Consider the following 11,773-nt stretch of genomic DNA (forward strand, 5'->3'; position numbering starts at 1 on the left):
AACTTATGAAGCTTTCTCAATTTAAATTCAATTTGCCGGAAGAGCTTATTGCGAAATACCCTGCGGCACATCGTGATGAGTCCCGGTTACTGGTGGTCCACAAGAAATCGGACCAACTTGAGCACAAAACCTTCAAAGAGGTGCTGGATTATTTTAATAAAGGGGATTTCTTTATTTTCAACAACACCAAGGTCTTTCCTGCACGGTTATTCGGAAACAAAGAGAAGACCGGCGCCAAGATAGAGGTCTTTTTATTGAGGGAATTGAATCCCGAACAGCATTTGTGGGATGTGCTTGTCAACCCGGCACGGAAGATACGTATCGGAAACAAATTGTATTTCGGTGAAAATGAAGAGCTGGTTGCAGAGGTGATCGACAACACCACCTCGCGTGGCCGTACATTGCGCTTTCTCTATGACGGCCCATACGACGAATTCAAAAACCAGTTGTTCTCGATCGGCGAAACACCTATTCCTGAATATCTGGAGCGGAGTGCTGAACCCGAAGATGTGGAAAGATACCAGAATATTTTCGCCCAGCATGAAGGAGCGGTGGTTGCTCCTGCTGCCGGCCTGCACTTCAGCCGCGAGCTGATGAAGAGGATGGAGATAAGGGATATCGATTTTGGTTTTCTCACGCTCCATAATGGATTGGGTGCTTATCGCATGATTGATGTGGAAGACCTGACCAAACATAAGATGGAGTCGGAACAGATGATTATTACCGAGGAATTGTGTGAAAAGGTGAACAGGGCGAAAGACGCAGAGAAAAATATCTGTGCAGTCGGCACATCCGTACTTCGTGCGATAGAGACGACTGTCAGCACTGACGGTCACCTGAAACCACGGAATGGATGGACCAATAAGTTCATTTTTCCTCCCTATGACTTCACTCTTACCAACAGCCTGATCACCAATTTCCACCTGCCTTATTCCACATTACTGATGATGGCTTGCGCCTTCGGAGGATATGAAAAGGTGATGAATGTCTATGAAGAGGCAATCAAAGAGAAATATACTTTCGGGGCATACGGGGATGCAATGCTGATTGTAGACTGATCCAGCGTTAACAACATGAACGGAACGAATGAATATACCGTTTATCTGGCATTGGGATCCAACCTTGGTGACAAGCAGAAAAATATAGAAGAGGCTTTGGATAGAATAGAAGAGCGGATAGGGAGCATAATTTCCCTATCCGCTTTTTATTTGACAGCCCCCGTCGGCTTTCAATCAGAGAATATATTTGTCAATTGTGCATGCGAAGTGGCAACCGATATAAATATTTACAGGCTCTTCGAAATCACTCAGGATATTGAAAAAGAGATAGGTAGATCTCGGAAAAGTAAAAACGGGCAGTATACCGACAGGACTATAGATATCGACCTTATCTTAGCCGGCGACTGCGTAATCGATACACCGGATCTGACCATTCCTCACCCGCATTTTCATACCCGCTCTTTCGTGCTTGACCCTTTATACGAAATTGCCCCGGATCTCGTTCACCCGCTACTGGGAAAATCCATACGGGAGTTACGGGAGAAAGTGCCCAGGTGAGAAAGTGCTTGGGTGATCGATATGGAATAGTTGATTTGTGCAATTGAAAACTCGAAAAAAAGTCCCATATTTGTGTAACAAAACATCTGAAAGGAGACAGATATCATGGCTATCTTCAGTAAAAGTTATGATCATTTCTTAGGGTACGCCCTGAGTGGGGGAGGCGCCAAAGGGTTCGCCCATCTTGGCGCGTTGAAAGTATTGGAAAAATGCGGACTGAAACCCGATGTGATTGCGGGAACCAGTGCCGGATCGCTTGCCGGCGTTTTTTATGCCGACGGCTACCATCCCGATGAGATTGTGGAACTCTTCCACAAAAAAGAGTTCCGTGAGTTCGTAGAGTTCACCTTACCCACAGCCGGTTTTTTCAAAAGCACCGGATTACACAAATTTTTAAAGAAAAACCTCAGGGCAAAAAGGTTTGAGGAACTCCAGATACCTTTCCATGTGGTGACCACCGACTGGGAGAGGGCTGCCACCGTCGTCTTCTCCAATGGCGATGACCTGGTGGATGCGGTAGTCGCCTCCTGTTCCGTCCCCATTGTATTCCAGCCCCAAATGATCCATGATGTACCCTATGTGGATGGGGGATTGCTGAAAAATTTCCCCGTCTCGGTCATCCGTAAAAAATGTAAATACGTAATCGGGGTGAATGTCTCCCTGATCCTGCCGGCTCCGGAAAAAAACAATATCCGAAGAATGCTGGAACGCACATTCAACCTGATGTCAAACTCCAACACCCTCATCGATAAAGCTTATTGTGATATACTCATCGAGACCAAAGGGATAGAAAAATATTCCATGTTCGACCTGCAGAACCAGCTAAAGATCATGGAAGCAGGATATCATTATGCTGTGGTGAAAATGAGTGAAGAGAAATCGTGGGAGATCGTAAGAAAATGCCACAGGCACTATGCCCTGACCAAAAAAGTACGCGAGCAGCTCCAACGGATCAGGAGACGCAATGGAATATTACATCCGGAAACAGATATTAGCGAAAACCCCAATATCCAATGAACCAGAAACTGTTTGTTTACCAGTTGTTGCCCAGACTATTCGGCAACAGTTCTTCCACCAACAAATTCAATGGCACCATTGAAGAGAACGGGACAGGAAAATTCGATGATATTTCCGATACCGTTTTACAAAAAATAAAAGCAAACGGTTATACCCACATCTGGTATATCGGCGTATTGGCTCATGCCTCCACCACCGATTACACGGCATACGGGCTCCCGCATGAATATCCGGAAATCATCAAAGGCAAGGCGGGGTCGCCATATGCGGTGAGGGACTATTATGATGTGGATCCCGACCTGGCTGCAAGCATCCCGGAGAGAATGGCGGAATTCGAAGCATTGGTCCGACGGACACATGCTGCCGGACTGAAAGTGATCATCGACAATGTACCCAACCATGTAGCCAGGAACTACCGCTCCATCAACAAGCCGGAAGGGGTAAAAGACTTCGGGGAGGACGATGATACCTCGATGGCATTTTCACCGCAAAACAATTTCTACTATATCCCCGGGCAAGCGTTAGAAATACAACTCTCACTTCAAAAATCGTCCGGTCCGGCATACAACGAGATCCCGGCAAAGGCCACCGGTAACGACTGTTTTTCGCATAGGCCCACTCATTTCGACTGGTATGAGACGGTGAAACTCAATTATGGAGTAGACTACCTACACGGGAAACAGGCACATTTCGATCCAATTCCCGATACATGGATAAAGATGGGGGATATACTCCTCTATTGGGCGGAGAAAAATATCGACGGCTTCCGGTGCGATATGGCCGAGATGGTACCGTTAGCATTCTGGAGGTGGGCAATCCCCCGGGTAAAGGATAAATTCCCGGAGGTCATATTCCTGGCAGAGATATATAACCCTTCGGCATACCGCGATTTTCTGGCCCATAACGTCTTCGACTATCTTTACGATAAAGTGGGGTTATATGATGTGTTACGTGATGTCTCCTGCGGTTACAGGCCCTCGTCCGACATCACTTTTGCACTAAACAGTGTGGGAGATATACAGCACCGTATGCTCAATTTTATGGAGAATCATGATGAACAACGGTTGGCATCTGATTATTTCCTGAAAGAGGGAAGTAAAGGTAAGGCTGCCATGATCGTCTCCTGTTGCGTCAATTCAAATCCGGTGATGGTCTATGCCGGTCAGGAATTGGGAGAGAGAGGAATGGACGAAGAGGGATTTAGCGGGAAGGACGGACGTACCACTATCTTCGATTATTGGTCTGTAGATACCCTGCGGCGATGGAATAACAACGGCCGGTGGGACGATGCACAGCTCACCGGGGAAGAGAAGGAGTTACAGCAATTCTACCGGCGCCTGATCATCCTATGCAATGAAGAGGCGGCACTTGCGAACGGTCTTTTTTATGACCTGATGCCGGCCAATTATGAGAACAGGGAGTTCGATTCCGCCAATCTCTTTGCATTCCTGCGGAGTAATAAAAAAGAACTCCTATTGGTAGCGGTCAATTTCGATAACAGGATACATGAGTGTACTGTGGATATCCCGCATCATGCCTTCACATTTTTTGAAATTGCCACTACTGGAAAGGGAACGCTAAAGCCCCTGCTCCACGCAGAAGGCAAAGAGTTGGCATTCTCACCCGACTCCCCGCCCCATATTTCACTTGATCCATATTCGGGAGAGATTTACAAGATTTCTTTTTCATGATATATGTTGAATTGAGTCCACTTTTTTGTACTTTTGTTGCGGCTTTCAGTTTGATTCTATCAAATTATATCAAGATCCAAATATTTATTTTTCAGAAAACTATCAATAATGCAGGAGAAACCATTTAAAATCTTTTCGGGCACTAAGTCACGCTACTTTGCAGAAAAGGTATGTAACAGTCTGGGTTGCCCATTGGGTAACATGATCATTGAACATTTTGCCGACGGGGAGTTTGCTGTTTCCTATGAAGAATCAATTCGCGGGAAGCAGGTATTCCTTATCCAATCGACTTTCCCCAGTTCCGAAAACCTGATGGAACTGTTGTTAATGATTGATGCGGCTAAACGTGCTTCGGCCAAATCCATCGTCGCTGTAATTCCTTATTTCGGTTGGGCAAGGCAAGACCGGAAAGATAAACCGCGCGTGAGTATCGGTGCGAAACTGATCGCCGATATGCTGGCAGCAGCCGGGATCAACCGCCTGATCACAATGGACCTACATGCCGATCAGATCCAGGGCTTTTTCAATACACCGGTCGATCACCTCTATGCGTCGGGTGTTTTTATAGAATATATCAAACAGCTTAACCTGAGCAATATGGTTATCGCTACTCCTGATGTGGGTGGTACCAAACGTGCCAGCGCATATTCCAAGTTCCTGGAATGCCCGATGGTGATCTGCTATAAGCTGAGGAAGAAAGCAAATGAAATATCGGACATGCAGATTATCGGAGATGTAAAAGGGATGGATGTGCTGCTTGTCGATGATATTGTAGATACTGCCGGTACCATTACCAAAGCAGCCGACCTGATCATGGAGAACGGGGCCAACTCAGTAAGGGCCATTGCCAGTCATGCCGTGATGTCTGATCCCGCTTCGTTGCGGGTCGACCAGTCGAAACTGACGGAAATCATATTTACCGACAGCATTCCTTATTCCCAAAAATCGGAAAAAGTAAAAATTCTTTCTGTAGCCGAGATGTTTGCCAATTCCATTATGAGGGTTTGCAACAACGAATCCATCAGTTCGTTGTATGTAGTCTAAAAAGTTAGGGATTTTTTCCACACATTCCCTGAAACTTGTGTATGGTGAGCGCACAGTTTCATAGATGTGCCTATATTTGGACAGAAATCGCCTAATTTAAACCCTAAAAAAAATTAATTACTCGTATGGCTTACAAAATTGAAGAAATTGAAGGTATTGGCCCTGTTTACGGAGAAAAGCTGAGAGCTGCCGGTGTTACCTCTACAGAAGGATTACTCGAGAAATGTGCCGGTAAATCCGGTCGTGCCGCAATGGCAAAAGAGACAGGTATTGATGAAAAGTTAATCCTGAAATGGACTAACCACGCCGATCTTTTCCGCGTACCGGGTATCGGGTCAGAATTTTCAGAACTGCTGGAAGCAGCCGGTGTGGATACGGTAAAAGAGTTCCGGAACCGCAACGCTGAGAACTTATATGCCAAAATGCAGGAAGTAAACGAAGCCAAAAAACTGGTACGTCGCCTGCCTTCTTTAGGCCAGCTCACGAAAATGATTGAAGATGCCGGAAAGATGGAAACAAGAATGACATATTAATCCGGAAAATAAGGATAAGGGAAACGGCTGAGAAATCGGCCGTTTTTTATTACTATTTATAGTGCAGGATCCACCTGCATAATGAGTCTAAAAGCCGTATTTTCTTTTAATGGCCTGCAGCAATCCTTCACAAGCATCTTCGAGCAGGTCGAGTACCAGTTCAAATCCAGATGCACCGCCGTAATAAGGATCGGGAATATGATCATGATGGGTATACTGACGGGAAAATTCGGTCATCATATGGATTTTATCAATTTGTTCCTGACTGGTTGCCAACGCTTTCACATTGGCATAATTTTGCCGGTCCATTACCAGGATATAGTCGAAATCATTGAAATCGGACTTTTTGAATTTCCGGGCACGGCTATCAAAATTATACCCTCTTCTTTCACCATGCAGCCGCATACGTTCATCGGGTAGTTCCCCTTGATGCCATCCGGAAGTACCGGCCGAATCCACCTCAACCAGATCCTGAAGGCCGTTCTTCTCCACAACAGTTGCCATAATGCCTTCGGCAGCCGGTGAACGGCAGATATTCCCAAGACAAACAAAAAGCAAGCGGATCTCTTTTTTCTTTCCCTCTGTAGAAGCCATCATTTATATTTAAAACAGATTTTTTATAACCTTAACAATATCCGCAAAGATAATGGAAATTCAGAAAAGTACAAAAATTATACTTCTGATTATTCAACTACACCTATTCAACATAACTACGACATCTCAATTTCTTATATTTTTTGTAGTTATAAGCTTTGTAAATAGAACAATGATTTGTACTTTTGCTCCCCAACCCCGGGACAAAGGACAGCAAAACGGGAATAAACCATCACAGCAGATTTATATGGATAAACAGCTAATTAGCAGTATCAAAAACAGATTGTTCAAGGAATTACAGTCCGTTGTTACAATCCTCTATATTTTTGGGGTAGGGATAGGTAAAAGCTATTCCTTCTTCTTCCCTGGTTAAAGAGCTGTCGTATCCGGTTACGGTAGAATAAATTTATCAGTCAAGCTAAAAAAGAATTCAATTTATGGATCAAAATTCAAACCTGCATAATCGTCCATCTGTACAAGACATCTCCATTAGCGTATCCGAAAAGGAAGTCAAACTGGAGATCAAAAAAAACAGAACTGTGCGTATACTTTATGTGATTGGGGGCACTGCCTCTCTTGTACTTGCCATTCTTGGCATTATCGTGCCGGGCCTTCCGGTAACTCCCCTGGCACTGTTGTCGGCTTTCCTGTATGCCAAAAGTTCACCAAGACTGTACAATTGGTTGTTGAACAATAAAATACTCGGGCCACGGATCAAAAACTACCAACGGCGGAAGGGAATTACCCGCAGAGGAAAGGTGGGAGTACTTGCTTTCATGTCGATCATGGTGCTGTTCTCTTCATTTATAATCGTGGGTCCCGGTACACTCAGATGGGTGATCCTTGCCCTTGGCCTTATCGGATGTATTGTGGTGATATTCTTTGTGCCCAACGCCAAAGAGAACTAGAAACTAAAAGTGAAGAGTGAAGAGGATAGGGAAGTTAGTCCCTTAGATAAGTAAAATAGTATTTTTGGACTTTCTTCGACAGCAGTTCTATATTGAGCATATCCGAGGCTTTGGAAATATCTTTCACCTCACCGCTTTTATAGACTATATCGATACTGTCGTCTTCCTCATTGTACATGTCTGTTGTCAGTATATCGGATGAAAGGAAATAAGCGGCTTCCCGGGCAGTGATGTTGAATCTCTTGGTATATGCTGCTATGCGTGCGGCGACTTTTTCTTCATCGACCTTTTCTTCCCTGATATCTATCTTGAATAATTTCCGGTTGACCATGCCATCGCTCAACACCGACAGTACCGTGTCGGAATGGGAAGTCCATACTTTCAGTGCTGACCAGATATCATTGTCGTCAAGATTGACGAAATGACGCAACGCTTCCCCGTTATTTTCAAAATCGGCTCTGGTACTCTCCTGTGATAAAAAATAGGAGAGGGCAGGGGAGGCGAACAGTTTTTCACCCATCATGGATAACTCCTTCGCACGCCGAAGCGTGTTGATCATCATCTTCTCCGCTGCAACCGCAGTTTTATGCAGGTAGACCTGCCAGTACATCAGCCGCCTCGACATCAGAAAATTTTCGATGGAATAGATTCCCTTGGACTCCACAACCAGCTTATCTTCTTTCACATCGAGCATCTTGATGATACGAGCCGAACCAATGTTACCCTCCACCACACCGGTGAAAAAACTGTCGCGACGCAGATAGTCGAGCCGATCCACATCCAGTTGCCCGCTCACCAGCCGATGGAGAAATCGTTTGGAATAAGTGTCTGTAAAAATGTCGATTGCCATTTGCAGGCGGCCTTGCCATTCCCTGTTCATCTGTTCCATAAGCAACAGGGAAATGGTTTCATGATGCACATTGGTAACCAAGGCATGCTCCAATACATGCGAGAAAGGGCCATGTCCGATATCATGCAACAGAATGGCAACCAATGCTGCATCGGTTTCTTCTTTTGATATATCGTGCCCTTTTTCTTTCAATGTCTTGAGTGCTTCATCCATCAGAAACATGGCACCTATGGAATGATGAAAACGGGTGTGTTGCGCACCGGGATAGACAAACGGTGCCAGGCCGAGTTGACGGATACGGTTAAGCCTTTGCAGAAAAGGGTGCTGAATGATCTTGTAAATAAAATCATTCGGGATATTGATGAATCCAAAGACCGGATCATTGATTATCTTCCTTTTCTTTTCCATCTTTTTTAATTCAAGATTTGGCTTACGCCGAATTTCTCCAGCATCTCCTTCATCTCCTGCTGTAATTTTCTTGCTTCCTGTCCGGCAGTATAGGCAAAATCTTCAGTGCTGTCCGCATAAATAATTCCACGTGAAGAATTAACCAGCAGTCCGCAGCTTTTGTTCATCCCATAGCGGCACACCTCTTCCAGCGACCCTCCCTGCGCTCCTACACCGGGTACCAGCAAAAAATGTTCCGGTACAATCTTACGCACATCTTCAAATAGTTTACCCTGGGTAGCACCAACCACGTACATCATCTGTTCAGCGGTGGCCCATTGCTGCGATACGCGCAATACTTTCTCGAAGAGACGCTCACCGTTGCGGTCTTCCGTCAACTGGAAATCAAGAGCTCCCTTGTTACTGGTGAGTGCAAGCAGGATAACCCACCGTTCGGGATAAATAAGGAAGGGCTTCACGCTGTCCTTACCCATATAGGGAGCTACCGTCACGGCATTTACTTTTACTTCATCAAAAAAGGTACGGGCATACATTTCGCTGGTATTACCGATATCTCCACGTTTGGCATCGGCAATGATGAATTGATCTGGATAGCGCTGGCGGATATAAGCAACGGTCTTTTCAAACGCCATCCACCCATTTACACCCTCACTCTCATAAAAAGCAAGATTGGGTTTATAGGCAACACAATAAGGCGTTGTAGCGTCGATAATGGCTTTATTGAACTCATAGATCGGATCTTCCGTATCCAGCAGATGCTCCGGAATCATTTTTATATCCGTATCCAATCCCACACACAGGAAGGATTGCTTTTTAAGTATCTGTTCAAATAGTTGTTGTTTGGTCATATAATTTTAAATGAGCATTTTCTGTTTCATGAAATCTCCGCCTCTTTCATCCTTTCCGCATTTTCAGTCACCATCAATTGGTCGATCACCCCTTGGATATCACCCTCCATAAATGCCGACAGGTTGTAAATAGTGTAGTTGATACGGTGATCAGTGATACGTCCCTGGGGATAATTGTAGGTCCGGATCTTGGCAGAACGGTCGCCGGTGGATACCATCGTCTTCCGTCGCGAAGCAATATCTCCCTGCCGTTTGGAGAGTTCTATATCATAGAGCTTCGTACGCAACATCTGCATGGCGATCTCCCTGTTTTTGAGCTGTGACCGTGCCTGCTGGCAAATGACCACAATACCCGTCGGCCTGTGGGTGAGCTGCACCTTGGTCTCCACCTTGTTCACATTTTGTCCTCCCGCACCACTCGAACGGGCGGTATGGAAGTCGATATCGGCCGGATTGAGATCCACATCAAATTCCTCTGCTTCAGGTAATACAGCCACGGTAGCGGCCGAAGTATGCACACGCCCCTGAGTCTCCGTCTGTGGTACCCGTTGTACCCGGTGTACGCCCGATTCATATTTCAACGTACCATAGACATCGGTGCCGCTCACCGTGAAAATGATTTCTTTATAACCGCCGGATGTACCCTCGGTAAAGCTGACCAGTTCAGCAGCCCATCCCTTGCTTTCACAATATTTGGTGTACATCTTGTATAAATCCCCTGCGAAAATAGCCGCTTCGTCGCCTCCGGTACCACCACGGATCTCCATCACCACATTTTTGGCATCTTCGGGATCGGCAGGTATGAGCAACAGTTTAATTTTCTCTTCCAGCAGAGGGATCTTTTCACTGTTGAAAGCTAGCTCTTCATTGGCAAGTTGCCTCAGATCAGCATCCGATTCGTTGGTGAGAATGTTCTTTGCCTCGGACACGCTCTCTAATGCAGCCTTGTACTCATTACGTACCTCCACAATCTTTTGAAGGTCGCTGTATTCCTTATTCAGCTTTACGTAGCGTTTCATGTCCGAAATCACTTCCGGATCGGTAATCAATGTCCCCACCTCTTTGAAGCGGGTAACCAAATGCTCTAATTTATCGAGTAACGAGTTTTGTGACATATAGACTGTTTAGACATAACGGAATTGTCCGAATTCACTTTCAATCACCAGTTCGCGGACATCTGATTTTTCGACATACCCCACAATCCGGGCGTCGACATTGAACGAACGGGAGATATCGATCACCTGTTGTGCATGTTCAGGAGAGAGATAAATCTCCATCCGGTGGCCCATATTGAATACCTTATACATCTCATCCCATGCTGTGCCGGATTGCTTTTGGATCAGGTCAAAGAGTGGGGGGATAGGGAATAGATTGTTTTTCAAAACTTTAAGGCCTTCATCCAAGAAATGGAGTATCTTGGTCTGCGCTCCTCCGGAGCAATGTACCATTCCATGGATATTTTGTCTTAGCTCTTTAATTATCAGATAGATAACGGGGGAATAAGTACGGGTAGGGGAGAGTACCAGTTTTCCGGCATCAATATCCAGATTATCAATCATATCTGTCAATTTCATCCGGCCTGAATAGACCAGGTCGGAAGGGATGGAAGCATCGTAACTTTCAGGATATTTTTGTGCCAGATAGTTGGCAAACACGTCGTGACGTGCTGAAGTAAGCCCGTTACTGCCCATGCCTCCGTTGTATTCTTTCTCGTAGGTTGCCTGTCCCGATGAGGAAAGTCCGACGATCACATCGCCGGCCTGAATACGGGCATTGTCAATGACATCGGAACGTTTCATACGGCAGGTGACCGTACTGTCTACAATAATGGTACGTACAAGATCACCTACATCGGCTGTCTCACCACCTGTAGGATAGATATTTACCCCGAGTTCCGAGAGTTCTTCGCATAACTCATTGGTACCGTTAATGATAGCAGAGACCACTTCTCCCGGGATCAGATTTTTATTTCTGCCGATGGTGGAAGAGAGCAGGATATTATCGGTAGCACCTACGCAAAGAAGGTCATCTATATTCATTATCAATGCATCCTGTGCAATACCTTTCCATACGGAAATATCTCCGGTTTCACGCCAGTAGATATAGGCTAACGACGATTTGGTCCCGGCACCGTCGGCATGCATGATGTTGCAGTACTCCGGATCATTCCCCAGATAATCCGGGACAATCTTACAAAATGCCTTTGGAAAAACCCCTTTATCGATCGTCTTGATAGCGTTATGCACATCTTCTTTTGATGCCGAAACTCCTCGCTGGATATATCGTTGATTGTCTGTCATGAATTTTATATATTGGGTAATTTT

General features: G+C 45.4%; 13 protein-coding genes. 8 read left to right on the forward strand and 5 right to left on the reverse strand.

Going from position 1 to position 11,773, the window contains the following annotated elements; genetic code table 11:
- Nucleotides 1–5 precede the first annotated feature (5 nt).
- The 6 genes from queA to PSM36_RS09020 all read left to right on the forward strand — a co-directional run bounded on the left by queA (nt 6) and on the right by PSM36_RS09020 (nt 5,841).
- A complete protein-coding gene (gene queA / locus PSM36_RS08995) occupies nt 6–1,058 on the forward strand; it encodes a tRNA preQ1(34) S-adenosylmethionine ribosyltransferase-isomerase QueA (RefSeq protein WP_076930625.1) in 1,053 nt (350 codons plus the stop codon).
- Between the two features lie 15 nt (nt 1,059–1,073).
- Nucleotides 1,074–1,556, forward strand: coding sequence for a 2-amino-4-hydroxy-6-hydroxymethyldihydropteridine diphosphokinase (folK, locus tag PSM36_RS09000; RefSeq protein ID WP_076930626.1), 483 nt, complete (start codon nt 1,074–1,076; stop codon nt 1,554–1,556).
- 105 nt (nt 1,557–1,661) lie between these two features.
- A complete protein-coding gene (locus PSM36_RS09005) occupies nt 1,662–2,573 on the forward strand; it encodes a patatin-like phospholipase family protein (protein ID WP_076930627.1) in 912 nt (303 codons plus the stop codon).
- Nucleotides 2,570–4,264: an alpha-amylase family protein gene (locus PSM36_RS09010; protein WP_076930628.1), complete on the forward strand. Its 1,695-nt coding sequence runs from the start codon at nt 2,570–2,572 to the stop codon at nt 4,262–4,264. The genes PSM36_RS09005 and PSM36_RS09010 overlap by 4 nt, the downstream gene beginning before the upstream one ends.
- A gap of 108 nt (nt 4,265–4,372) precedes the next feature.
- Nucleotides 4,373–5,308: a ribose-phosphate pyrophosphokinase gene (locus PSM36_RS09015; RefSeq protein WP_076930629.1), complete on the forward strand. Its 936-nt coding sequence runs from the start codon at nt 4,373–4,375 to the stop codon at nt 5,306–5,308.
- Between the two features lie 125 nt (nt 5,309–5,433).
- Nucleotides 5,434–5,841 carry a DUF4332 domain-containing protein gene (locus PSM36_RS09020; RefSeq protein WP_076930630.1) on the forward strand — a complete coding sequence of 136 codons (408 nt, stop codon included), beginning with the start codon at nt 5,434–5,436 and terminating at the stop codon, nt 5,839–5,841.
- An 87-nt stretch (nt 5,842–5,928) separates the two neighbouring features.
- Here the strand turns inward: PSM36_RS09020 and PSM36_RS09025 are convergent, their stop codons facing one another.
- Nucleotides 5,929–6,438, reverse strand: a complete 510-nt coding sequence (locus PSM36_RS09025; protein WP_076930631.1) for a low molecular weight protein-tyrosine-phosphatase — start codon at nt 6,436–6,438, stop codon at nt 5,929–5,931.
- Between the two features lie 169 nt (nt 6,439–6,607).
- On the opposite strand from PSM36_RS09025, the gene PSM36_RS17360 reads away from it, so the two are divergent.
- Nucleotides 6,608–6,808 (forward strand): hypothetical protein, encoded by a 201-nt coding sequence (locus tag PSM36_RS17360; protein WP_154670993.1) that lies wholly within the window; start codon nt 6,608–6,610, stop codon nt 6,806–6,808.
- A gap of 64 nt (nt 6,809–6,872) precedes the next feature.
- Nucleotides 6,873–7,343, forward strand: a complete 471-nt coding sequence (locus tag PSM36_RS09035) for a YbaN family protein (RefSeq protein ID WP_154670994.1) — start codon at nt 6,873–6,875, stop codon at nt 7,341–7,343.
- Nucleotides 7,344–7,377: 34 nt separating this feature from the next.
- Here the strand turns inward: PSM36_RS09035 and PSM36_RS09040 are convergent, their stop codons facing one another.
- The 4 genes from PSM36_RS09040 to PSM36_RS09055 are packed head-to-tail and all read right to left on the reverse strand — an operon-like array spanning nt 7,378 to nt 11,749.
- On the reverse strand, nt 7,378–8,601 hold the full coding sequence (locus tag PSM36_RS09040; protein WP_076930633.1) for an HD domain-containing protein: 1,224 nt from the start codon (nt 8,599–8,601) through the stop codon (nt 7,378–7,380).
- A 5-nt stretch (nt 8,602–8,606) separates the two neighbouring features.
- Nucleotides 8,607–9,449 carry an orotidine-5'-phosphate decarboxylase gene (gene pyrF, locus PSM36_RS09045; RefSeq protein WP_076930634.1) on the reverse strand — a complete coding sequence of 281 codons (843 nt, stop codon included), beginning with the start codon at nt 9,447–9,449 and terminating at the stop codon, nt 8,607–8,609.
- A gap of 26 nt (nt 9,450–9,475) precedes the next feature.
- Entirely contained in the window at nt 9,476–10,564 is a 1,089-nt protein-coding gene (prfA, locus tag PSM36_RS09050; RefSeq protein WP_076930635.1) for a peptide chain release factor 1, read from the reverse strand.
- A gap of 9 nt (nt 10,565–10,573) precedes the next feature.
- On the reverse strand, nt 10,574–11,749 hold the full coding sequence (locus PSM36_RS09055; protein WP_076930636.1) for an AIR synthase related protein: 1,176 nt from the start codon (nt 11,747–11,749) through the stop codon (nt 10,574–10,576).
- Nucleotides 11,750–11,773: the final 24 nt, after the last annotated feature.

It is taken from the genome of Proteiniphilum saccharofermentans (assembly GCF_900095135.1).
Classification (GTDB): Bacteria; Bacteroidota; Bacteroidia; order Bacteroidales; family Dysgonomonadaceae; genus Proteiniphilum; species Proteiniphilum saccharofermentans.